Below are 24,996 nucleotides of genomic sequence, written 5' to 3'. Positions count from 1 at the left end.
ACAATATCTTCATAAGAACTAATTGAAGTTATTGCTTTATTGTCTTTTGTTGAAGCCTTTACTGTAATCCACACTTTACTGTACATTAAATATAAGGTTAAATAAACAAAGGAGATGACAAGCAGCCAAGCTGCTTGTTATCTATTCTATCGTTTTGGGGTGTATATTGTGGCTAAGAAAAAAAAGAGAAAAAGCCAAAAAAATAAAGGTTGGAAAGATACGATTATTTATGAGATATCAGGTCTATTAATATTTGCTTTAACATGCATCGCCATCGCCAAACTAGGCCCGGTGGGAAACGTCTTTGTCGAAGCTGCCCGTTTATTTTTAGGGAATTGGTACATGCTGCTCTTTATTGGGACATTGATTCTATCAATCTACTACATTTGGAAACAGCAGCAGCCCCATTTTTTTACTAGAAGATTAACGGGAATTTATCTTTTAACATTTTCTTTGTTGCTGCTAAGCCATATCAAGCTTTTTAGTGCACTGACTGCTTATAGCAAGTGGCGGAATAAATCAGTCATTCTTAACACTTGGGATCTTTATAAAGGGCAGCTGTCTGGAAACATTGCGGGGGATCAGCTTGGCGGCGGCATGATTGGCGCAATCGGTTTTGCCTTTTTCCATGCCTTGTTTGATACTACCGGAACGATGTTTATGTCATTTTTTCTAATTCTTGTTGCTATCATCCTAATTACAGGGAAATCTTTGCGTGACACAGCTAAGAAACTTCTTGGCCGGATGAAAAAGGCGGGTCAAGCAGCCGTTGCCAAGCAAAAGGATCAAATCGAGCAAATGAAGGAAAAACGGAAGGAAAAGCAGGACAAGCGAAGTGATAAAAGCCGGGATAAAGAGACGGATGAACAGGCTGAGTCAGATCCTGAACCGATCATCCATGATTTCAGTGAGCATCAATCCGTTCAAGAGGCTGAACCAAAAATAAATGAACAACAGCCTGTACAACCGCAAGAAAAAGAACAGGAAGATGAAACCAAGGTGCCTGCCTTTACTATGGCAGAGGTTGAAAATACAGCGTATAAACTGCCGCCCGTTAACCTCCTGGACCGCCCTAAAGCAAACACACAGCATCATGAACGCAAACACATTGCTGACAATGTCCGTAAATTAGAAAAGACGTTTGAAAGCTTTGGGGTCAGGGCAAAAGTAAAGAAGGTTCATTTGGGGCCAGCCGTTACAAGATACGAGGTCTACCCTGATGTTGGTGTGAAGGTCAGCCGCATCGTCAGCCTTAATGATGACTTGGCCTTGGCCTTGGCTGCAAAAGAAATTCGGATCGAAGCGCCGATTCCAGGTAAATCTGCCGTGGGAATTGAGGTTCCTAACCAAGATGTCGCAATGGTAAGTCTTCGCGAAGTTCTTGAGTCCGATAACGCAAAGAAACAGGGGTCAAGACTCGCCATTGGACTCGGCCGTGATATATCGGGTGAACCTGTCTTGGCTGATTTAAGCAAAATGCCCCATCTGCTTGTCGCTGGAGCGACAGGAAGCGGGAAAAGTGTTTGTATTAATGGGATTATTACAAGCGTTTTAATGCGGACCAAACCTCATGAGGTTAAGTTGTTAATGGTAGACCCTAAAATGGTTGAATTGAATGTGTACAATGGGGTGCCCCATCTCCTGACACCAGTTGTAACGGATCCCAAAAAAGCGTCACAAGCGTTAAAGAAAGTAGTCGGCGAGATGGAACGGCGTTATGAACTGTTTTCTGACAGCGGCACACGGAATTTGGAAGGGTATAATAATTATATACGCCGTCATAATGAAGAGAATGGCGATCAGCAGCCGCTGATGCCGTATATCGTTGTCATTATTGATGAGCTCGCTGATCTGATGATGGTGGCATCAAAGGATGTGGAGGATGCCATCACAAGACTGGCCCAAATGGCCCGTGCTGCGGGGATTCATTTGATTATCGCGACCCAAAGGCCTTCGGTAGACGTCATCACAGGCGTCATTAAGGCAAATATTCCTTCCCGAATCGCATTTAGCGTCTCATCACAGACGGATTCCAGAACGATTCTCGACTCCGGCGGGGCTGAAAAGCTTTTGGGTAAGGGTGACATGCTCTTCTTGCCGATCGGTGCCTCAAAACCAACGCGTATACAAGGGGCCTTCCTGACGGATGATGAGGTTGAAAAAATCGTTGATTTTGCTATCAGCCAACAAAAAGCACAGTATCAGGAAAATATGATCCCAAGCGATGAGCCCGAGGGGACAGTAGAAAAGGTGGATGACGATTTGTATGATGATGCCGTACAGCTCGTCACTGACATGCAAACCGCTTCAGTGTCCATGCTGCAAAGACGGTTTCGAATTGGCTATACCCGTGCTGCCCGGCTAATTGATGCGATGGAAGCACATGGGATCGTAGGGCCGTATGAAGGCAGTAAACCTAGAGAAGTTTTAGTGGCAAAAATTGAAGATGATGTTTCCTCACAATAACACAAACCCGCCGATTGGCGGGTTTGTGTATTATTATGTCGAATTTTAGCATTTTTATAACATTTGATATTCATTTTTCAATGGAATTAAGTTATAGTTAGATTGTATTACAGTTCTTTTACAATATTAAAGGGGAAAAAGGGAGGACATTTGGGTGTTCAAAAAGAAATATGCAGCACTAGTAGCTGTTATGCTTGTTGTTGGCATGCTGCTTTCTGCCTGTGGTTCCAAGGATTCCGGAAATTCAGGCAACAAGGACGGCAAGGATGACAATTTCACAGTTGCCATGGTTACGGATACCGGCGGTGTGGATGATAAGTCATTTAACCAGTCAGCGTGGGAAGGGTTAAAGGCTTTTGGCAAGAAAAATGATATGAAGGTTGGCAAGGATGTTAAATACCTCCAGTCAACATCACAAGCCGATTATGCACCAAACCTTAATCAGTTGATTCACCAGAACTATGATCTTGTATACGGGATCGGTTACCTGATGGAGAGCGATGTTAAAAAAGCCGCTGAGCAAAATCCTGATGCACAGCTTGCTATTGTTGACAGCGTTGTTACGGATGATAACAAAAAGCCAATGAAAAACGTTGCAAGCATTACCTTTAAGGAACAGCAAGGCTCATTTTTGGTGGGGGTAGTTGCCGGAATGACGACAAAATCCAAAAAAATTGGCTTTATTGGCGGGATTAAATCTGAACTGATCAAGAAATTTGAAAGCGGATTCAAGGCGGGTGTGAAAACCGTTAACCCGGACGCCAAAATTTTTGTTCAATATGCTGGCGATTTCAATGCGCCTGATAAAGGGCAAGCTATTGCAGCTACGATGTATGGCAAAGGGGCAGACATCATTTATCATTCTGCCGGCGCGACTGGTAACGGCGTCTTTACTGAAGCTAAGACACGCAAGAAAAATGGTGAAAATGTTTGGGTCATCGGAGTTGACCGTGACCAATACGAACAAGGTCTTCCTGAAGATGTGACTTTGACCTCAATGGTTAAACGTGTTGACAATGCTGTCACTGAGGTTTCTAAGGAAACTCAGCAAGGCAAATTCCCAGGTGGAAAAGTGCTTGAGTTTGGTTTGAAAGATAATGGCGTGGGAATTACAACTAACAAAGACCATATGGAGCATGTTTCAGCTGACGAGCTTAAGAAAGTTGAAGAATATAAAAACAAGATTATTAACGGAGAGATTAAAGCACCGAAGACAGATAAAGAATATGATGCTTATCTTTCTTCGCTTAAATAGTATTGATGAGGAATGGACAAGGGTCGCTCCCGACCTTTGTCCATTATTTGGATAAAGGCCTTAAATAGATGGGAGTCGAGAAAAATGTCTTATGTGATTGAGATGCGGAACATCCGGAAAGAGTTTCCCGGAATTGTTGCCAACGACGATATCACTTTGCAGGTTAACAAAGGTGAGATCCATGCTCTTTTGGGTGAAAATGGAGCAGGCAAATCAACACTTATGAATGTGTTGTTTGGTCTTTACCAACCCGAAAAAGGTGACATCCGCGTTAAAGGAAAGAAAGTGAATATCACTGACCCTAATATTGCTAATAGCCTCGGCATTGGCATGGTTCATCAGCACTTTATGTTAATTGACAAATTTACCGTCACCGAGAATATTATATTGGGCAGTGAACCGACTCTGGGCGGAAAACTGGATTTAAAGCATGCCGGAAAGCAAGTTATGAAACTTTCCGAACAATACGGGCTGGATGTTAAACCTAATAAAAAAATTGAGGATATCTCTGTCGGCATGCAGCAGCGGGTAGAAATTTTAAAGACATTATATAGAGGAGCAGACATTCTTATTTTTGATGAGCCAACCGCGGTTCTAACTCCTCTTGAAGTCAAAGAGCTCACTAAAATTATGAAACTGCTTGTTAAAGAAGGCAAATCAATCATCCTGATTACCCATAAATTAAAAGAAATTATGGAAATCTGTGACCGCTGTACAGTCATTCGCCGCGGAAAAGGGATCGGCACTGTGGAGGTAAAGGATACCAATCCTGATCAACTTGCCAGTATGATGGTGGGCCGTCAAGTTAATACAAAAGTGAATGATGAGCCATACAAGCCAAATGGTGATGTATTGATTGTTGACAATTTGACGGTCGTTGATTCGCGAAAAGTCCCGGTCGTCGATCAGTTGAATTTGACAGTTAAAGGCGGCGAGATCCTGGGGATTGCCGGTGTCGATGGCAATGGTCAAACTGAGCTGATTGAAGCCATCTCCGGGTTAAGAAAGGTTAAAAAGGGATCGATCACATTAAATCAAAAGGAAATCACAAATTTAAGTCCAAGAAAAATCACTGAGAAAGGCGTCGGGCATATCCCTGAAGATCGCCACAAACATGGATTGGTCCTTGATTTTTCCGTCGGTGAAAATATTGTATTGCAAACGTATTATCAGAAGCCGCAAGCGACGGCAGGGTATCTGCATTATAACAACATTTATCAAAAGGCAAAAAGTCTCATTAAAGAATATGACGTCCGAACCCCCGATGCTTATACCCCAGCCAGAGCTTTATCTGGAGGCAACCAGCAAAAAGCGATCATTGCCAGAGAAATTGATCGCAGCCCTGATCTGCTAATAGCTGCACAGCCGACGCGGGGACTGGATGTCGGCGCGATTGAATTTATTCATAACAAACTGATTGAAGAACGTAAGCAAGGGAAGGCTGTCTTGCTTGTTTCTTTTGAGTTGGATGAAATTTTGAATTTAAGTGACCGAATTGCGGTTATTTATGAAGGCCGCATTATTGATATTGTTACACCAAGTGAAACAAATGAAAATGAATTGGGTCTGTTAATGGCAGGCCAGAAGGAAAAGGCGGCGGTGCAGCGTGAAGAGAATTTTTAATAATAATCGTCTATTCAGTTTCCTGATCCCTGTCATATCTGTCATACTTGGCCTTCTTGCCGGTGCAATAATCATGCTGATTACTGGCTACAATCCGTTGCTAGCTTATCAATCTATTATTCATTCTATTTTCTTTGAACCATATTATAGCGGGGAAACCATAAGGGCTATGATCCCATTGGTTTTATCTGGACTTGCGGTTGCCTTTGCCTTTCGGACAGGACTGTTCAATATTGGGGTTGAGGGGCAGCTGCTTGTCGGCTGGTTTACTGCTGTTGCTGTCGGTATAGGCTTTGGCGACCTGCCGAAAGCGGTGCTATTGCCGCTTGCCATTATCGCCGCTGCGTTAGCAGGCGCTATTTGGGGGTTTGTCCCGGGCTTTCTTAAAGCGCGTTTTAAAGTTCATGAAGTTATTACAACGATTATGATGAACTATATTGCTCTTCATGTGACAAACTATTTGATTCGGACATACCTTTATACACAAGGTGAAAGAACACCATCGGTTCCTGAATCAGCGTCATTGTCCTCTAAGTTTCTTATGGATTTGACGCAGGGGTCACGGCTCCATTGGGGATTCATCGTTGCACTTATCGCGGCGGTCATCATGTGGTTTATCCTTTGGAAAACCACCAAAGGATATGAATTGAGATCCGTTGGCTTTAATCCTAATGCCTCCAAATATGCCGGAATGAATGTGAATCGAAACGTTATCCTTTCCATGGCGATTTCCGGCGCTTTTGCCGGAGTCGCAGGTGCGATGGAAGGACTCGGGACATATCAGTATATGACGATTAACTCGACATTCATTGGCATTGGATTTGACGGCATTGCCGTTGCCTTATTAGGGTTAAATACTTCTATAGGTGTTATATTTGGTGCGGCATTATTTGCAGGACTGAAAATAGGGTCGATCAGCATGCAATCCATCGCAGGCGTTCCGACAGACCTCGTACAGATCATCATTGCTTTAATTATCTTTTTTGTTGCTTCGAGTTATTTGATTAGGTGGCTGCTCGTTCGCTTAAAGAAAGGGGGCAAATAATATGGATATCATGCATATTTTAGAAATTGTCATTCCAACGGCTATTTTGACTGCTACCCCCCTTATTTTTACTGCTCTTGGCGGTGTTTTCAGTGAGCGATCAGGCGTTGTTAATATTGGTTTGGAGGGGCTCATGATCATCGGTGCCTTTATCGCGGCTATTATGACAACCATCTTTGAAGGGTGGGGTCTGGGCGGGGCGTCACCGTGGCTTGCTATCCTGGTTGCAGCCATCGCATCGGCAGTCTTTTCATTGCTGCATGCTTTGGCTAGTATTACGTTCCGAGCTGAACAGGTTGTCAGCGGTGTGGCTATTAACTTTCTAGCTCTGGGTCTTTCGGTTTTCCTGGTTAAACTGATGTTTAATGGGAAAGGCCAAACACCGTATATCAAACATCGAATTGATAAAACAAATATTCCGTTTTTGCACGATATTCCGGTTATTGGCCCGTTATTTTTTTCCCATGTGACCTATACATCCTATATTGCCATTATCATCGCGTTTATTGTTTGGTACATTATATATAAAACACCCTTTGGGTTAAGGTTAAGATCAGTAGGCGAACATCCGGCTGCAGCCGATACACTAGGAATTAATGTTTCGAGAATGCGATATATCGGCGTCATGTTAAGCGGTGCTTTCGCCGGAATCGGCGGTGCTGTATATCTTGTCACGATTTCCTCGAATTTTAGCGGCACAACCATTTCTGGCCAAGGGTATCTCGCGCTCGCAGCAATGATCTTCGGAAAATGGAATCCAATCGGGGCTATGGGAGCCGCCTTATTTTTCGGTTTGGCCCAATCCTTGAGTATCACAGGAGAACAAGTCCCGCTTCTGAAAGATATCCCGGATGTCTATTTATTAATCGCGCCATACGTTTTAACGATCTTGGCATTGACAGGGTTTGTCGGCCGTGCCGACGCTCCTAAAGCAAGCGGCATTCCGTATATTAAGGGGAAAAGGTAAACAATTTTAAATCCTTAAAATAACCCCGCTAATTTATAGGGCGGGGTTAAGTAATGATTGATAAATATAGATAACAATGAAGTTATTAGGGTAAAATAATTTTTAAGACATATTATTTAAAAGAGGTGATCTGAATGTCGTATATTAATGAACAGATTCATACCTTAGGCGGTCTTAATGTACATATGATCCCGACGGATAAATTTAAAACATTGACCCTTTTCCTTCAGTTTAGGAGTCCTTTGGAAAAGGAAGATATAACAAAACGGGCGCTATTGTCTTATGTTCTAAAAAGCTCAACAGCTGTTTCACAATCTTCACAAGCCTTGCAGCACAGATTAGATGACTTATATGGGGCAACACTGTCAACTGCTTTGTCAAAAAAAGGGGATAATCATTTACTCTCATTATTTGTGACGGTGGCTAATGAGCGGTTTATCTCAGGTGCGGAATCCCTTTTGGATGACGCTATCAGTCTTTTGACAGAAGTTGTGTTTCAGCCTAATGCCGAAGCCGGCCATTTTGATGAAAAGACGGTCAAAAAAGAAAAAAGGGCTTTAAAACAAAGGCTCGAAAGTATTGTAGATGACAAAATGAGGTTTGCCAACCAACGGCTGATCGACGAAATGTGCCCAAATGAAAGCTACAGATTGCATACTTATGGTTATCAGGATGAATTGGAAAAAATTACAGCCGAAGAGCTTTTCCGCTATTACCAAAAAATGCTTGCGGAAGATCAACTAGACCTTTATATTGTCGGCGATTTCGAAACGAACCAAGTCTTGGAACGTGTGAAAGCCTCATTACTCTTTAAAGAGAGGCAGGCGCCTGCGGCGGCTGATAGGCGATTTTCACCGATTGTACCTGAAAGGGTTAACACCGTGAAGGAACAGCAGGATGTTGAACAGGGTAAACTTAATCTAGGCTTTCGAACAAATATTATTTTTGGTGATGCTCTGTATCACGCTTCACAAGTATTTAACGGTCTGTTTGGCGGTTTCCCTCATTCAAAGCTATTCATGAATGTCAGGGAAAAAGCAAGTCTTGCGTATTACGCTGCTTCAAGGTATGAAAGCTATAAAGGACTATTGATTGTGATGTCAGGAATTGAATTCGAAAATTATGATCAAGCGGTGGATATTATTAAAGAACAGCTTGCGGCCGTACAGAAGGGTGATTTTAGTGAACATGAAATTGACCAAACCAAGGCATTGCTCAAAAATGCTATTTTGGAATCATTAGACAGTCCTTTTTCTTTGATTGATCTGTTATACCAAGATGTTTTATCGGGAGAGACACATCCTGTTGAAACTTGGCTCCGGCAAATTGACGGTGTAACGAGGGATGACATTGTTCGTGTTGCAGAACAAACATCACTAGATACCATTTATTTTTTACAAGGTGAGGAGGGACGCTAGCATGGAGAAACAAGTCTTTGATCAGCTTCAGGAAACTGCTTATCATCATAAATTGAAAAATGGCCTTCAGGTCTACATTTTGCCAAAAAAGAATTTTAACAAAACCTTTGCAACATTCACAACAAATTACGGATCCATTGATAATCATTTTATCCCTTTGAACCAAAGCGACTGGAAAAAGGTCCCCGACGGAATCGCTCATTTTCTTGAGCACAAAATGTTTGAAAAGCCTGATGGCGGTGATGTCTTTCAGGATTTTGGGAAACAGGGAGCATCAACGAACGCCTTTACATCCTTCACCCGAACTGCCTATCTATTTTCGAGCACATCACAGGTTATGGAAAACCTGTCAACATTGATCGATTTTGTTCAAACACCGGCTTTTACCGAAGAAAGTGTGGAAAAAGAAAAAGGGATCATCGGTCAGGAAATAAGAATGTACAGTGATACACCTGATTGGCGGGTTTATTTTGGCCTGATCGAGAATATGTATCATCAACACCCGATCAAAATTGACATTGCCGGTACAATTGAATCCATTAGTCATATTACAAAAGAGTTATTATTAGACTGTTATAAGACCTTTTATCATCCAAGCAATATGCTGTTGTTTATTGTCGGCCCGGTTGACCCAGATGACATTGTAACATTGGTTGAGAAAAATCAGTCTAAGAAGGAATATACTGATCAACAGCCAATTGAAAGACAATATCCTGATGAACCGAAGAGTGTTGCCAAAAAAGAATCAACGGTTAAAATGGGTGTACAAACACCAAAGTGTCTGGTTGGTTTTAAAGAGCGGGACATTCATCGGTCGGGAAGTGATTTGATGAAACATGAACTCAGCGTCCAGCTGCTTTTGGAGCTTATGTTCGGAAGGGGTACTGAAAATTATAAAGCGCTGATTGATGAAGGTCTGATTGATGAAAGCTTCTCTTTTGAGTATAGTGAAGAGTATCAGTTTGGTTTTTCAGCGATTGGAGGCAACACTGAGGATCCTGAGAAACTTTCCCAGCGTCTTAAGGAAATTATTGATGATTACAAAACCGGAATATTGGATGAGGAAGCTGTTGAGAGGGCAAGGAAAAAACGGATTGGCAGCATGCTCAGGGCCTTAAATTCACCTGAATATATTGCGAATCAGTTTACAAGGTATAAGTTTAACAGCATGGATTTGTTTGATCTCATTCCAACCCTTGAAGAGCTCACAATCGAGGGGCTTAACCAAACCCTTCAAGAACATTTTCATGATGACGCGTTTACCAAGTGCGCGGTCATCAAAAAATAGGTGATGACATTGGATATTGCACTTATTACAGGAGCGAGCGGCGGCATCGGTCAAGCCATCGCCCGCCGGTTAGCAACGGATGGCTATTCCCTATATCTTCACTATAACACCGGGGAAGATAATATTAATAAGATGGTTAGTGAATTAAGGGACCGCCATCCAAAACAAATTTTTGAAGCTGTTCAGGCAGATCTGACCCAAAAATCCGGCGTCTTCCATTTGCTTGAACAAATTCGTGATCCGTTGGACTGTGTCGTTTATAACAGCGGAAAGAGCAGTGTGTCACTGATGACTGAAGTCACGGAAAATGAATTGGACGACAATGTCCAACTGCATTTAACAAGTCCTTTTCTTCTAATTCAGAAGTTGTTGCCGCCAATGATTAATAATCAAAGCGGCAAGATTGTCTTCATATCATCGATCTGGGGACTGACAGGTGCGTCTATGGAAGTTTTATATTCCATGGTTAAAGGCGGCCAGAATAGCTTTATTAAGGCTCTGGCAAAAGAAGTAGCCCCGAGCGGTATATCGGTTAATGCAGTGGCTCCCGGGGCTGTAGACACCCAGATGATGGCGGACTTCAGTGAGGAAGATCTTGAGTTTATTAAAGAAGATATCCCCATGGGGCGGCTAGGTCACCCTGATGAGGTGGCTGATTTAGTCGGATTTCTCGTTTCACCTCAGGCAGATTATATTAATGGTCAAGTGGTTTCGATTAATGGTGCATGGCATTGCTAAATGTCATGCATATTTTTTCCCATGTCAGACATCCTATCCTTGAAGGACCAATTCAAGGAGGTATAAATAAATGTCTGTATTAGATAACTGGGATTCATGGAAGAACTTTCTGGGTGATAAGTTACATCAGGCGGAGGATAAAGGGATTAGCGAAGAAGCTATTTCTAACTTCGCAACTGAAATTGGCAGCCATCTTGCTGATAAAGTCGACCCAAAAAATGAACAGCAAAGAATCCTGTCGGATTTATGGAGTGTTGCCGATAAAGATGAACAGCACGCCATTGCCCATATGATGGTAAAGCTGGTTAAAAACAACGGAACTCAAGGTTAAACCCGGGGAATGCCAATAGGCATTCCCTTTTTAAAAACAATTGAATATAACATGACCATTGGCTGTTAAGTCTTTTCTTGAAAGGTAAGATCATTTATTATAGATTTATAATGATATGTTTAAAAAGGGGAAGGGGTCTTGCTATGGATAAAAAAGAGTGGTATTTGGAGTATGAAATACATAGAAACCGTCCCGGATTGTTGGGCGATGTGGCCTCACTTTTAGGGATGCTAGGGATAAATATTGTGACCATTAATGGTGTTGACAATGAAAGACGCGGGATGCTTTTATTAACTGATGATGACGCCCAGATTGAACGGTTATTAGCCATTGTCAAAACGATGGATAACATTACATTGACCAAATTACGGGAGCCCAAACTAAGTGACAGGCTGGCTGTCCGCCATGGACGTTACATTGAGCGGGATGCCGATGATAAGAAAACCTTTCGTTTTATACGTGATGAGCTTGGACTGTTAGTTGATTTCATGGCAGAGCTTTTTAAGCAAGACGGTCACAAACTGGTTGGCATCCGCGGCATGCCTCGGGTCGGCAAGTCGGAATCCATAGTAGCCTCTAGCGTCTGTGCCAACAAAAGGTGGCTGTTTGTTTCTTCAACTCTTCTTAAGCAAACGGTCAGAAGCCAATTGGCTGAAGAAGAGTTTTCTGATGACCATATCTTTGTTATTGATGGGATTGTATCAACTAGACGGTCATCGGAACGCCACTGGGAGCTCTTGCGCCGAGTCATGCGTATGCCGGTAACAAAGGTTGTTGAACACCCTGATGTCTTTGTACAAGGCACTGAATACCGTCTCGAGGACTTTGACTACATCATTGAATTACGAAACACCCATGATGAGGAAATCGTCTATGAAGTCACCCAACCCGATTTATCATCTTTTGATTTTTAATTAATATTGGCAGGTGTTAATAATTGAGCGAATTAGGTCAAGCATTAAGGGATGCGCGGAATGAAAAGGGGATGTCATTGCAGGATGTCCAAGGTGCAACAAAAATTCAAAAGCGCTACCTTTCTGCTATTGAAGCGGGAGATTTCAGTCAGCTCCCCGGAGAGTTTTATACAAGGGCATTTATTAAAAATTATGCTGAATCCGTTGGGCTTGACCCACAAGAATTGTTTACCGAGTACACTCGTGAAATCCCTAAAGCCCGGCAAGAGCCTGTTGATGTTGACCTGGCAAGCGGTACCAGAATTCAGAGGAGCAAGGAACGAAAAAGGAAGGCGCCAAAGCCTGTGAAGCATAATGGCCCGATGTTTGTTTCCTTTTTACCAAAAATTATAATCATCATTGCGTTAATAGCTGTTCTGGTTGGTATATATATGGTAGCCATATACATATCGTCAAACCGTTCCGAATCTACGGCAAATCAGCCTGAGAATAAATCCGAGATTTCGTACAAAAAAGATGGAAATCATAAAGCTGCTGCCAATGACCAAAAAGATCAGAATAAAAAAGAGGCAAAAAAGAAGGATGAACAGAAGAAACAAACCGATAAAAGGCCATCGCTGACATTAGATAAGACCGAGGGAAGCTCATCTTATTACACGTTAGCTAAGACTGATCAGTTCAAGGTTAACATTTCCGCCAAGCCGGGAACCCAAACGTGGATCGGCGCCGAGAACAGTAAAGCTGGAAAAAAATATGCGTTTGGTTTAGCGCAAGATGACAAGGATTTTAATTTTGATGCATCTGACGCCAAACAAATCAGCATCAGGATTGGCAACACCCATAACACGGTTATGACTATTAACGGTGAGACGTTTGATTTCCCGAATGACACGACTACACAGAACATCTACATTACTTTTGACAAGCAGTAATGTCACACAAGAGAGTCACAACTTGGTGACTCTTTTATCATTAAATTAAATAAATGTTTTTTCGATTTTAAGGAGGAATCTGACATGAATATAGCTAATAAAATAACAATATCAAGAGTAATCCTCATTCCCATCTTTCTCATCTTTCTGCTTGTCCCCATGTCACTCGGCACGATAACCATTGGCGGTGCCGAAATATCCGTCTCACAATTTATTGCAGGCATCATCTTTATTGTTGCATCTTGTACGGACTGGCTTGATGGTTATTATGCAAGGAAGCTGAACCTCGTCACGAATTTCGGGAAATTCCTTGATCCGTTAGCAGATAAACTGCTTGTTACCAGTGCATTCGTTTCTCTCGTAGGGCTTGACCTTATACCTTCATGGATGGTGATCATTATTTTAGCAAGAGAATTCGCGGTTACAGGACTTAGGCTAGTAGCAGCTGGTGAAGGTGACGTTATTGCCGCAAGTGGTGTAGCCAAATGGAAGACCTTATTCCAAATGGTGGGGATTATTTTGTATCTGTTTAACAATGTGCCGTTTGGCTGGGGGGGATTTCCGCTTGCCCAAATTATTATGTGGGTTGCGGTCATCATGACCATTATTTCCGGATGGGATTACTTTTATAAGAACCGGGAAGTCTTGCTTAGATCCAAATAACATGATTGTAGGTGTGTGACATGAACGCGGAGATCATTGCTGTAGGTTCAGAATTATTATTAGGACAAATAGCCAATACGAATGCGCAATTTTTATCAGAACAGCTTGCTATGCTTGGCATCAATGTCTATTTTCATACTGTCGTAGGGGATAATCCGGACCGCCTGAAAATGGCAGTCAAACAGGCGGAGAAACGTGCTGATCTCATCATCTTTACCGGGGGATTGGGTCCAACAAAAGATGATTTAACAAAGGAAACGATTTCTAAAATTCTTGGCCGTCAGCTAGTCTATGATCAAGAGGCGCTGCAAAGCATCCTTGATTATTACAAAAAAACCGGCCGTCATATGACAGAGAATAATCGAAAACAAGCGCTGGTCATTGAAGGAAGTGACGTGCTGCCTAACCGTCAGGGCATGGCACCGGGGATGCTGACAGAGACATCCGGACGGACGTATATATTGCTCCCGGGGCCACCCTTTGAGATGAGGCCAATGTATTTGGATTACGTCAAACCGCATTTATCTGGCCGTCATTCAGAACAGATCGTCTCCAGGGTGTTGAAATTTTTCGGCATTGGTGAATCGGCTCTTGAGACTGAAATTATGGATCTTATTGACGGTCAATCAAATCCTACCATTGCCCCGCTCGCCAAAGAGAGTGAGGTTACACTCAGACTGACTGCCAAACATACGGACAGGCTTCATGCGGAACAGATGATTGATCAAACCGAACAGCTTATTAAGGGAAGGGTTGGACAATATTTCTATGGTTACGATCCGATGACGCTTCCCATGGCTGCTTTTTATCAGTTAAAAGAAAACAGCTTAACGGTAGCAGCTGCGGAAAGTCTGACGGGGGGGCTGTTCAGTAAACAATTGACGGATATACCCGGGGCGTCGGATGTTTTTAAGGGATCAATTATTTCTTATTCAAATGATGTGAAGGAAAGGCAGCTGGATATCCCTGCTTCATTATTGGCAAGTGACGGGGCTGTCAGTGAGGCCTGTGCCAAAGCAATGGCACAAAGCGTCAGAGCGAAGTGCGGGGCAGACATTGGCGTAAGTTTTACCGGTGTTGCCGGTCCGGAGAAGAGTGAAGATAAGGATGTCGGAACAGTTTATATTGGAATCGCGGACGCGATGACAGCCTATAGCTTTTTATATCATATGAATGGGACGAGACCGTCAATTAGAATCAGAACAGCTAAATCAGGCTTCGACTTGCTGCGGAGATATGTATTAAAGACATCTCCATTTAATTAATCGAATAAATGTTCGCAAAAAGTATTGGCAAATGCCAAAAAAAAAGCTATGATGGAAGTAGTTCATTTAAGGAGTGATCTCATGAGTGATCGTAAAGCAGCCTTGGATATGGCGTTAAGACAAATAGAGAAGCAATTTGGCAAGGGTTCGATTATGAAGCTTGGCGAACAGGCTGAACAGCGGATTTCAACTGTTTCAAGCGGTTCACTGGCTCTTGATATTGCGATGGGTGTCGGCGGTTATCCGCGCGGAAGAATCATTGAAGTCTATGGCCCTGAATCTTCAGGTAAAACAACTGTGGCCTTGCATGCCATAGCTGAGGCACAACGGAACGGCGGCCAGGCAGCGTTTATCGATGCCGAGCATGCTTTGGATCCGGTTTATGCTGAGAAGCTTGGCGTTAACATCGATGAATTATTATTATCTCAGCCTGACACAGGTGAACAGGCGCTTGAAATTGCCGAGGCACTGGTGCGAAGCGGTGCCGTGGATATTATCGTTATTGACTCCGTTGCGGCATTGGTACCGAAAGCAGAAATCGAAGGGGAGATGGGCGATTCCCATGTTGGTCTGCAGGCGCGGTTAATGTCTCAAGCTCTAAGAAAACTTTCGGGAGCGATCAATAAATCCAAAACAACAGCGATCTTTATTAACCAGATTCGTGAAAAGGTCGGTGTTATGTTCGGTAACCCTGAGACGACACCGGGTGGCCGCGCGCTGAAGTTTTATTCGTCTGTCCGGCTTGAGGTTCGCCGGGCGGAAACTTTAAAACAAGGCAATGAAATGGTCGGCAACAAAACGAGGATCAAAGTCGTCAAAAATAAGGTTGCTCCGCCATTTAAGCAGGCGGAAGTAGATATTATGTACGGCGAGGGCATTTCTCATGAAGGTGAAATTCTTGATATTGGTTCTGAATTGGACATTGTTCAAAAGAGCGGTGCGTGGTATTCCTATAATGAGGAGCGTCTTGGTCAAGGACGGGAAAACGCTAAGCAATACCTTAAAGAAAACAGTGATATTCGTGACCATGTTGTTGAACAGATCCGTACACACTATCAACTTGACAACAAAGTTGAAGAATCGGAAACTGAAGACTCGAACAAGCAAGGCGAGTTATTATAACATATGTTAAAAATACCCAGGTTACAGAAAACTAGTGCTGGAAAAAGCGCTAGTTTTTTGCACTTCTGTATATAGACATTGACAAGCCTTTTTTCCATATATACAATTGAATTGTATATTCTAATTTCTTTAAATTTGAAATGCATGTTTGATTTTGTTTAAAAAACGAAGCCTTCTATGGCTTCTCGAAAGAATTGTTAATAGCAAGGAGGTGAATTGGATGACGACAGTATGGTTTATCATCTCCATTGCGCTGATCTCTGTAGTTTGTCTTTTTATTGGTTATTTTATTCGAAAGTCCATCGCTGAAGCCAAGATAGCAACCGCTGAAAATGCTTCAAGGCAGATCGTAGAAGAAGCCAAGCGTGAAGCGGAAGCACTCAAAAAAGAAGCACTTCTAGAAGCCAAAGATAACATTCATACTTTGAGAACTGAGGCTGAAGGTGAGATTCGCGAGCGTCGCAACGAACTTCAAAAACAAGAAAATCGACTTGTTCAAAAAGAAGATTTGCTCGATCGCAAGAGTGAAACACTTGATAAAAAAGAGGATTCATTAGACAAAAGGGAGGATTCTCTAGGGAAACAACAACGACAAATTGAAGAGATGGAAAGCAAAGTGGAGGAATTGCTGCAAGAACAGCAAGCGGAGCTTGAACGCATTTCCGGATTAACCAATGAAGAGGCGAAGGAATTGATCCTGGGCCAAGTTAGACAGGAAACGGCGCACGAAGCGGCACAGCTTGCTAAGGAGATCGAAAATCGCTCCAAAGAAGAGGCAGACAAGAAAGCAAAGAATATTCTTTCGCTTGCCATCCAACGTTGTGCAGCAGATCATGTGGCTGAAACAACGGTTTCTGTGGTCAACCTTCCAAATGATGAGATGAAGGGCCGGATTATCGGGCGTGAAGGGCGCAATATCCGGACTCTTGAAACTTTAACTGGCATTGATCTTATCATTGACGATACACCTGAAGCGGTTATATTATCGGGATTTGATCCAATCAGGCGTGAAATCGCCCGTGTAGCTTTAGAGAAGCTTGTACAGGATGGTCGAATCCACCCAGCGCGGATCGAAGAAATGGTTGACAAATCACGCCGTGAAGTGGACGAGATGATCCGAGAATATGGCGAACAGACAACGTTTGAGGTTGGTATACACGGTTTACATCCTGATCTCATTAAGATTCTTGGCCGACTTAGGTTTAGAACAAGCTACGGACAAAATGTATTAAAGCATTCGATGGAAGTTGCGTTCTTAACAGGGTTAATGGCTTCAGAATTGGGCGAGGATGTGACGCTAGCCCGCCGTGCCGGTTTATTGCATGATATCGGCAAAGCCATCGACCATGAGGTTGAAGGCAGTCACGTTGAGATCGGTGTTGAACTGGCAACGAAATACAAAGAACATCCGGTTGTTGTTAACAGCATCGCTTCCCACCACGGTGACACAGAGGCAACATCCGTTATCGCCACATTGGTTGCGGCTGCAGATGCATTGTCAGCGGCCCGGCCCGGGGCAAGACGGGAAACGCTTGAAACTTATATACGCCGTTTGGAAAAGCTTGAGGAAATCTCCGAGTCTTTTGAAGGAGTAGAGAAATCCTTTGCGATTCAAGCGGGGCGTGAGATTAGGATCATGGTGCAGCCGGATGTCATAGATGATACCAAATCATATCAGTTGGCACACGATATTACCAAGAAGATTGAAAATGAACTCGATTACCCTGGACATATTAAAGTAACGGTAATCCGTGAGACAAGAGCAGTAGAATATGCGAAATAAAAAAAGCGGCATGTTTTGCCGCTTTTTTTTCTTTTAGGAAACTATAAAATGGTCGTCTTGAGGATAACTTATTGTGACTTTCGACTAAATCATCAATTATTTGTATAAATAACGATGATTTTTAGACAAATTTATAGTTAATGTAGACATTAACCTATATCGTTAGGATTTTTATCGGACTGTCGTTCCGTTATTCGGTCATTCAAGAGGTCATTTGAGTTAATTTTTCGCAAATAGCGGAGTCTGAGTCCTATAATGAATGAGTGTAGCTTTTATTATTTAATTGTTTGGCGAAAGCCAAGTTTTCTTTATTTGTTATAATAAACGATAGCGATCTATTGAAGGAGAATTCTTATGAGAATATTATTTATCGGAGATGTCTATGGAAAGCTTGGCAGGCAAATGGTGGCTGATTACCTGCCTAAATTAAAAAATCATTATCGCCCAACGGTGACCATTATCAATGGCGAAAATGCTGCCCACGGGAAGGGTATAACCAAAAAGATTTATAGCTCTTTTATGGAAGCAGGCGCCGATATGGTAACAATGGGCAACCATACGTGGGATAATAAAGAGATTTTTGAATTTATCGACGATGCAAAAAGGCTTGTCAGACCAGCCAATTTTCCTGATGGAACACCCGGTGACGGGATGAAATTCTTGCAAATTAATCAGTTGCAGGCAGCTGTCATTAATTTGCAAGGCAGAACGTTTTTACCGGCCATTGACGATCCCTTTCGCACGGCTGACCGGCTTATTGAAGAGGCCAGGAAAACGACACCTATTATTTTTGTCGACTTTCACGCGGAAACGACGAGTGAAAAGCTGGCAATGGGCTGGTATTTGGATGGCAGGGTTTCGGCTGTTGTTGGTACACATACACACGTGCCAACGGCCGATGAAAGGATTCTGCCTAAAGGTACTGCTTATTTAACAGATGTCGGAATGACGGGGCCTTATGATGGCATCCTTGGTGTACAGAGGGACGCTGTGATAAAAAGGTTTTTAACACATCTTCCGGTCCGTTTTGAAAGCGAAACGGGGCGCACGCAACTAGGCTGTGCCGTTATTGATGTGAATGACAAAACAGGCAAGGCCGTTAAGATTGAAAGAAAACTAATCAATGATGATCACCCTTTTTATGGCTAGTTTCGAATAATTAGAAAATTGTATATAAAAGAAGGAATACCAGTGTCCATATGGAATATAAATAATATGGGATGACAATCTACCCGAGGAGGTTCAAGAATGGATATATTAAAAGTTTCAGCAAAATCCAACCCTAATTCCGTAGCTGGCGCACTAGCAGGTGTCCTTCGTGAAAGAGGCACAGCCGAAATCCAAGCCATTGGAGCTGGTGCGTTGAATCAAGCGGTGAAAGCTGTAGCTATTGCCAGAGGATTTGTAGCACCGAGCGGGGTTGATCTCATTTGTATACCGGCATTTACAGACATACAGATTGATGGTGAAGAACGGACAGCCATAAAGCTGATCGTAGAACCTAGATAATAAGAATAAATTGAAGACAACGGCCTGTTTGTTCTTATGAGCAAACAGGCTTTTCATCTGTATTGAAAGTATGGGGGTGATAGCATTGGCCAGCTTCAGGGCCTAGCCCCTCGAGTCACTTCGGCCCCCTTGCGGCGGCGACAGCCTCCTCGGGGGCCTCCAGTGCTTTTCGGGGCTGACCAAGGCGCATACGCTTTTCATCTGCTTTATCTACATAAAAGAAAATGATATAATCTATAGATGGTATAAGATGCCTATTGGAAGGAGGCTGCAATAATGACTAAGGCGAAACAAGATAAGACGGAAAAGGATTATTCGACATATTTTCAAACGACATTTAAACCGCCGTCTCTGAAAGAAGCTAGAAGACGCCGTAAAAAGACGATACAATTTTTAAATGATTTCAGTATACCTGATGATATAGAGGAAATTGGTAAAGGTAAAAAATATTTAATCCGCACTTACGGGTGCCAGATGAACGAACATGATACTGAAGTCATGGCCGGCATCCTTGAAGAAATTGGTTATGAAGCAACAGAAAATGAGGAAAATGCCGACATCATTCTGCTTAACACTTGCGCTATAAGAGAAAATGCAGAAAATAAAGTGTTTGGTGAAATTGGACATCTCAAGAATTTAAAACGTGAAAAGCCTGAACTTATCTTAGGTGTTTGCGGCTGTATGGCTCAAGAGGAATCGGTCGTTAACCGGATTCTTCAGAAGCACCAGCAAGTTGATCTCATTTTCGGCACACATAATATACACCGATTGCCACAGCTTGTTAAAGAAGCCCTGTTCAGCAAAGAGATCGTCATGGAAGTTTGGTCCAAAGAGGGCGACATCGTTGAGAATCTCCCTAAGGTAAGAAAAGGAAATATTCGCGGCTGGGTCAATATTATGTACGGTTGTGATAAATTCTGTACCTATTGCATTGTGCCATATACGAGGGGTAAGGAGCGAAGCCGTCACCCTCAGGAAATCATTGATGAGGTTAGGGAGCTTGCTCGCCAAGGCTACAAAGAAATCACTTTATTAGGTCAGAATGTTAACGCCTATGGCAAAGACTTGGAATCCATTAAGAACTATGGTCTCGGTGATTTGATGGATGAAATAAGGAAAATAGATATACCAAGAATCCGTTTTACGACAAGCCATCCCAGGGATTTTGATGATCATCTGATTGAGGTGCTCGCAAAAGGCGGTAACCTAGTTGAGCATATCCATCTGCCTGTGCAATCTGGCAATTCCGACATGCTTAAGATTATGGGCAGAAAATATACAAGGGAAAGATATCTGGAACTCTTTTATAAAATCAAAGCAGCGATACCTCATGCAACATTTACAACTGATATTATTGTTGGCTTTCCGAATGAGACTGACGAACAATTCGAGGATACCATGTCGCTAGTGCGTGAATGCCAGTTTGATGGCTGCTACACTTTTATCTACTCTCCGCGCGAAGGTACGCCGGCTGCGAGAATGGAAGATAACATTTCCATGGAAGTAAAGAAGGAACGTTTGCAGCGCTTGAATGCCCTTGTGAATGAGCTTGCTGCCGAAAGCAATGCTAAGTGCGCCGATCAAGTTGTTGAAGTGCTCGTTGAAGGGGCAAGCAAGAAAAATCCCGATGTTTTATCAGGGCACACAAGAACGAATAAAGTCGTCAATTTCCGCGGACCAAAATCACTTATCGGCAACCTTGTTAATGTTCGGGTGAAAAATGTAAAGACATGGTCATTAGATGGTGAGCTAATCGAAGAAAAGGCGGAGGTCTAAAGCGAATGACGGAATATACAAGAAGTGAAATCATTGAAAAAGCAAAAGACATTGCGCAAATGATTGCTACAACTGATGAGGTTGACTTTTTTAAGCAGGCTGAAGAAAAGATCAATAAAAATGAGAAGGTCCAGAAGATCATCGCACAAATTAAACTTTATCAAAAGGAATCTGTTAATCTGCAACATTTCCAAAAGCATGAAGCTTTAAAGAAAAATGAAGCTAAGCTCGATGAGTTAATGAAAGAATTAGACAGCATTCCTATTGTACAAGAGTTCAAACAATCGCAAGAGGATGTCAATGATCTGCTTCAGCTGATCTCAACAACCATTTCCAATAAAGTGACAGATGAGATTATTCAATCAACCGGCGGCGACCAATTAGAGGGTAAAACAGGCTCCGGATTAAACGCCGGCAATCCTCTTGGATGTAAATAAAAGACAAAGGGCTTCCCATTAAGGGGGCTCTTTTTCCTTTTCTTTGTGACCACTTCATTACCTTCTCCATACATTAAAGTATGGTGACAGGGCGAAACAATCAATTTTAAGGCACACTAGTTATTCGTCCCGCATAACATGACAGAGAAGAAGGTAAAGGAGGTTTTGGACCCTTGTCTGGTATTAAAGACTATGCTTATCGGGAAATCATAACAAAAGCCATCTGTGGTAAGGGCAAGAAATTCAGTCAAACAGCGCATTCTATTTCACCAACACATAAACCTTCTAGTATCCTAGGATGTTGGGTCATCAATCATAAATATAAAACCCACTATCAAAGGGATTGTGTCATTGTTGAAGGCAGCTATGATGTGAATATTTGGTACTCCTACAGCAACAATACAAAGACCGAAGTAGTTAGTGAGAACGTCGCTTATCGTGATCAGGTCCCGCTAACCGTAAAGGATAAGAATGTCGTTTCTGATCGGATGGAGGTTGTAGCAACAACCTTGCAGGAACCAAATTCCTTAGAAGCGAACATTTCGCCAAATGGTAATAAAATTGTTGCTCAGGTTGAGAGGGAGTTCCTTGTCGAAGTGATTGGTGAAACGAAAGTGAAAGTTCAGGTTGATGATGACGACTTTTTCAATGAAGAGGAAGAATGGGAAGATGATGAACTGGAGGCTGCCCTTGAAGAAATAGATTCAGATTTCATTGTTGAAGATGAAGATGAATAGAAATGTCAGGGAGAAGAGATGATCTTCTCTCTTTTTGTTTTCGGCGAAAACAGCTGGATTTATGGTATAATACAGAACGAATGAACGATAAAAAATAGGAGTGGAGAAATCTTTATGACATATACTCCGATGATCCAGCAATATCTGTCAATCAAGGCACAATATGAAGATGCCTTTTTATTTTTCCGTTTAGGTGATTTTTATGAAATGTTCTTTGAGGATGCCAAAAAAGCGGCGAGGGAACTTGAAATCACATTAACATCAAGGGATGGGGGAGCCAAAGAACGCATCCCGATGTGTGGTATTCCTTATCATGCCGCAAAACAATACATAAAAGTGCTGGTCGAAAAGGGTTTCAAAATTGCGATTTGTGAACAGGTTGAAGACCCAAAGCAAGCAAAAGGTGTGGTTAAAAGAGAAGTCATTCAGTTGATCACACCGGGTACAGTAATGGATGATCAAACACTTCAGCCTAAGCAAAATAATTATTTAACTTCTATCACTAGTTTTGATGACGGGACTTACGGTTTCGCGGTGAGTGATTTGACAACGGGTGAAACGAAGGTAGCATCAGTGCCATCATGGGATAGCGTCATCCAGGAAATCACAGCGTTTGAAACAAAAGAAGTGGTTGTCGCGCCTTCGTTTGAGTCATCCGAGGTTGACAGCCTTTACGAACGGCTTAATATAACGGTGTCATATGAGGATGGCATAGATATTCCTGAACCCCTTGAACAGATCGCATCACGAATTGATCAAGAAAAGTTGCGCCAAACACTTGGCCGATTATTGTGCTACCTTATTAAAACACAAAAGCGCTCGCTTGATCATTTACAGATGGCAGAGGTTTACACTGTGTTGGATTTCATGGCGATTGATCCGAATTCCAGGCGCAATCTAGAGCTGGCGGCTACGATGCGCGATAAGAAAACTTACGGAACCTTGCTGTGGCTGCTTGATCAGACAAAGACAGCCATGGGCGGCAGGAAGCTTAAACAATGGATTGAAAAGCCGTTGTTGAATCAAGACAGTATTGAAGCAAGACATTCTGCAGTTGAGGCGATGATTGACAGCTTTTTTGAAAGAGAAACGGTCAGAACATCCCTTAGTCAGGTCTATGATCTTGAGCGGCTCGTCGGCAGGGTCGCTTTTGGTAATGTGAATGCAAGAGAGCTCATTCAATTAATGCGCTCCCTTGAGCAAATCCCGGACGTCATCACGGCCTTGCAAGTCATTACGAATGACACCATTCGGGAGTTGAGCCGGCAAATGGACCCTTGTGACGATGTCAAAGCAATGATCAAGGCAGGTGTGAGGGGAGATCCGCCGATATCAGTGACCGAAGGCGGGATCATAAAAGACGGTTATGATGACAAACTCGATAAATACAGGCATATTAGCCGAAATGGGAAGGCATGGATTGCCGAACTTGAGCAACAGGAAAGAAAGGCGACCGGGATTAAATCACTGAAGGTCGGTTTCAACAAAGTATTTGGCTATTATATTGAAGTAACAAAAGCCAACATCCCATCCCTTCCCGAGGGAAGATATGAGAGAAAGCAGACGCTTGCGAATGCTGAACGCTACATCACTCCTGAATTGAAGGAAAAAGAAAAGCTGATTCTTGAGGCTGAAGAAAAACTGGTTGATTTGGAATATGAGCTTTTTCAACAGATACGGGAGCAGGTGAAAGCTCACGCTGTGCGGCTCCAAACTTTAGCTAAACTTATTAGCGAAATTGATGTCCTTCAAAGTTTTGCGGTGGTTAGTGAAGAGGGGCAGTATGTAAAACCTGTTTTTTCAGCCGATCGGATCATTCGCATGAAAGCATGCCGCCATCCCGTTATTGAAAAGGTGATGAAGAATCAAACCTTTGTTGCCAATGACCTTTACATGGACGATGACTGTGAGACACTATTGATCACTGGTCCGAACATGGGCGGGAAAAGCACCTATATGAGACAAGCAGCACTATCTGCTATCATGGCGCAAATCGGCTGTTTTGTACCTGCCAAGTCCGCTGTCTTGCCGATCTTTGACCAAATTTTCACCAGAATCGGTGCTGCGGACGATCTAGTTTCCGGTCAAAGCACATTCATGGTGGAAATGCTTGAAGCAGAATACGCCTTGTCCCACGCAACTCAAAACAGTTTGATTTTATTAGATGAAATCGGAAGAGGAACATCAACGTATGACGGTATAGCCCTGGCACAAGCTATTGTTGAATTCATCCATGATCACATATCTGCTAAAACGCTATTTTCAACGCATTATCACGAATTGACGAACCTCCAAGGTGAGCTGCCGCGGCTGCGAAATGTTCATGTCGGGGCAATGGAGGAGGATGGCAAGGTTGTTTTCTTGCATAAAGTAATGGAAGGACAAGCTGACAAAAGTTACGGCATTCATGTTGCTCAGTTAGCTGGACTGCCTGAAGCGCTCATTGAGCGTGCGGGGGCGATTCTTTCGGTGCTTGAGTCCGATCAGGCAAAAGTAATGGAAACACCTGGCCCAATGGTGTCAGGAATAAAAGAAACACAACCTGACGAAATAGAACAGCTGACATTCTTTGCAGAGCAAAAGCCGGGGGAAGAGAAGGAGAAACTCACATCTGCAGAAAGGCAAGCCATTAAGGCTCTAAAAGCCATCGATTTAATGGCGATGACGCCGATGGATGCAATGAATCAGCTGTACACATTACAAACAAAGCTTAAAAAGTAAAAACGC

21 protein-coding genes are annotated in these 24,996 nt (G+C 42.8%); all 21 read left to right on the top strand.

Going from position 1 to position 24,996, the window contains the following annotated elements:
* Window positions 1–168: 168 nt before the first annotated feature.
* The 21 genes from EV207_RS06500 to mutS all read left to right on the top strand — a co-directional run bounded on the left by EV207_RS06500 (window position 169) and on the right by mutS (window position 24,990).
* Window positions 169–2,466, top strand: a complete 2,298-nt coding sequence (locus tag EV207_RS06500; RefSeq protein WP_132744865.1) for a DNA translocase FtsK — start codon at window positions 169–171, stop codon at window positions 2,464–2,466.
* Window positions 2,467–2,656: 190 nt separating this feature from the next.
* Window positions 2,657–3,721, top strand: a complete 1,065-nt coding sequence (locus tag EV207_RS06495; protein WP_132744971.1) for a BMP family lipoprotein — start codon at window positions 2,657–2,659, stop codon at window positions 3,719–3,721.
* Between the two features lie 84 nt (window positions 3,722–3,805).
* Window positions 3,806–5,344 carry an ABC transporter ATP-binding protein gene (locus tag EV207_RS06490; RefSeq protein ID WP_132744863.1) on the top strand — a complete coding sequence of 513 codons (1,539 nt, stop codon included), beginning with the start codon at window positions 3,806–3,808 and terminating at the stop codon, window positions 5,342–5,344.
* The gene (locus tag EV207_RS06485; protein ID WP_279389174.1) at window positions 5,328–6,389 is read left to right on the top strand and encodes an ABC transporter permease; all 1,062 of its coding nucleotides are present in this window, start codon (window positions 5,328–5,330) and stop codon (window positions 6,387–6,389) included. The genes EV207_RS06490 and EV207_RS06485 overlap by 17 nt, the downstream gene beginning before the upstream one ends.
* A gap of 1 nt (window position 6,390) precedes the next feature.
* Window positions 6,391–7,356, top strand: coding sequence for an ABC transporter permease (locus tag EV207_RS06480; RefSeq protein WP_132744861.1), 966 nt, complete (start codon window positions 6,391–6,393; stop codon window positions 7,354–7,356).
* Window positions 7,357–7,490: 134 nt separating this feature from the next.
* Window positions 7,491–8,774, top strand: coding sequence for an EF-P 5-aminopentanol modification-associated protein YfmF (gene yfmF / locus EV207_RS06475; protein ID WP_132744859.1), 1,284 nt, complete (start codon window positions 7,491–7,493; stop codon window positions 8,772–8,774).
* 1 nt (window position 8,775) lies between these two features.
* Complete coding sequence (yfmH, locus tag EV207_RS06470) at window positions 8,776–10,062, top strand: EF-P 5-aminopentanol modification-associated protein YfmH (protein WP_132744857.1); 1,287 nt, start codon at window positions 8,776–8,778, stop codon at window positions 10,060–10,062.
* A gap of 9 nt (window positions 10,063–10,071) precedes the next feature.
* Window positions 10,072–10,800: an elongation factor P 5-aminopentanone reductase gene (gene ymfI / locus EV207_RS06465; RefSeq protein WP_132744855.1), complete on the top strand. Its 729-nt coding sequence runs from the start codon at window positions 10,072–10,074 to the stop codon at window positions 10,798–10,800.
* A 70-nt stretch (window positions 10,801–10,870) separates the two neighbouring features.
* Window positions 10,871–11,131, top strand: a complete 261-nt coding sequence (locus EV207_RS06460; RefSeq protein ID WP_132744853.1) for a DUF3243 domain-containing protein — start codon at window positions 10,871–10,873, stop codon at window positions 11,129–11,131.
* Between the two features lie 143 nt (window positions 11,132–11,274).
* Window positions 11,275–12,045 carry a DUF3388 domain-containing protein gene (locus tag EV207_RS06455; RefSeq protein ID WP_132744851.1) on the top strand — a complete coding sequence of 257 codons (771 nt, stop codon included), beginning with the start codon at window positions 11,275–11,277 and terminating at the stop codon, window positions 12,043–12,045.
* 23 nt (window positions 12,046–12,068) lie between these two features.
* Window positions 12,069–12,977 carry a helix-turn-helix domain-containing protein gene (locus EV207_RS06450; RefSeq protein WP_132744849.1) on the top strand — a complete coding sequence of 303 codons (909 nt, stop codon included), beginning with the start codon at window positions 12,069–12,071 and terminating at the stop codon, window positions 12,975–12,977.
* Between the two features lie 84 nt (window positions 12,978–13,061).
* Entirely contained in the window at window positions 13,062–13,640 is a 579-nt protein-coding gene (pgsA, locus tag EV207_RS06445) for a CDP-diacylglycerol--glycerol-3-phosphate 3-phosphatidyltransferase (protein ID WP_132744847.1), read from the top strand.
* Between the two features lie 20 nt (window positions 13,641–13,660).
* Window positions 13,661–14,905 (top strand): competence/damage-inducible protein A, encoded by a 1,245-nt coding sequence (locus EV207_RS06440; RefSeq protein WP_132744845.1) that lies wholly within the window; start codon window positions 13,661–13,663, stop codon window positions 14,903–14,905.
* A gap of 81 nt (window positions 14,906–14,986) precedes the next feature.
* Window positions 14,987–16,027 carry a recombinase RecA gene (gene recA / locus EV207_RS06435; protein WP_132744843.1) on the top strand — a complete coding sequence of 347 codons (1,041 nt, stop codon included), beginning with the start codon at window positions 14,987–14,989 and terminating at the stop codon, window positions 16,025–16,027.
* A 220-nt stretch (window positions 16,028–16,247) separates the two neighbouring features.
* Window positions 16,248–17,810, top strand: coding sequence for a ribonuclease Y (gene rny / locus EV207_RS06430; RefSeq protein WP_132744841.1), 1,563 nt, complete (start codon window positions 16,248–16,250; stop codon window positions 17,808–17,810).
* A 354-nt stretch (window positions 17,811–18,164) separates the two neighbouring features.
* Window positions 18,165–18,959 (top strand): TIGR00282 family metallophosphoesterase, encoded by a 795-nt coding sequence (locus EV207_RS06425; RefSeq protein ID WP_132744839.1) that lies wholly within the window; start codon window positions 18,165–18,167, stop codon window positions 18,957–18,959.
* A 99-nt stretch (window positions 18,960–19,058) separates the two neighbouring features.
* Window positions 19,059–19,319 carry a stage V sporulation protein SpoVS gene (gene spoVS, locus EV207_RS06420; RefSeq protein WP_132744837.1) on the top strand — a complete coding sequence of 87 codons (261 nt, stop codon included), beginning with the start codon at window positions 19,059–19,061 and terminating at the stop codon, window positions 19,317–19,319.
* A 276-nt stretch (window positions 19,320–19,595) separates the two neighbouring features.
* Complete coding sequence (gene miaB / locus EV207_RS06415) at window positions 19,596–21,095, top strand: tRNA (N6-isopentenyl adenosine(37)-C2)-methylthiotransferase MiaB (RefSeq protein ID WP_132744835.1); 1,500 nt, start codon at window positions 19,596–19,598, stop codon at window positions 21,093–21,095.
* A gap of 5 nt (window positions 21,096–21,100) precedes the next feature.
* Window positions 21,101–21,532, top strand: coding sequence for a YlbF/YmcA family competence regulator (locus tag EV207_RS06410; RefSeq protein ID WP_132744833.1), 432 nt, complete (start codon window positions 21,101–21,103; stop codon window positions 21,530–21,532).
* 182 nt (window positions 21,533–21,714) lie between these two features.
* On the top strand, window positions 21,715–22,269 hold the full coding sequence (cotE, locus tag EV207_RS06405) for an outer spore coat protein CotE (RefSeq protein ID WP_132744967.1): 555 nt from the start codon (window positions 21,715–21,717) through the stop codon (window positions 22,267–22,269).
* Between the two features lie 114 nt (window positions 22,270–22,383).
* Window positions 22,384–24,990, top strand: a complete 2,607-nt coding sequence (gene mutS, locus EV207_RS06400; protein ID WP_132744831.1) for a DNA mismatch repair protein MutS — start codon at window positions 22,384–22,386, stop codon at window positions 24,988–24,990.
* The last annotated feature ends 6 nt before the right edge of the window (window positions 24,991–24,996 follow it).

Origin of the sequence: Scopulibacillus darangshiensis, from assembly GCF_004341035.1 — a bacterium.
Taxonomy (GTDB): Bacteria; Bacillota; Bacilli; order Bacillales; family Sporolactobacillaceae; genus Scopulibacillus; species Scopulibacillus darangshiensis.
Note: the sequence above shows the minus strand (reverse complement) of the source record. Positions and strands in the feature narration are given on the sequence as shown.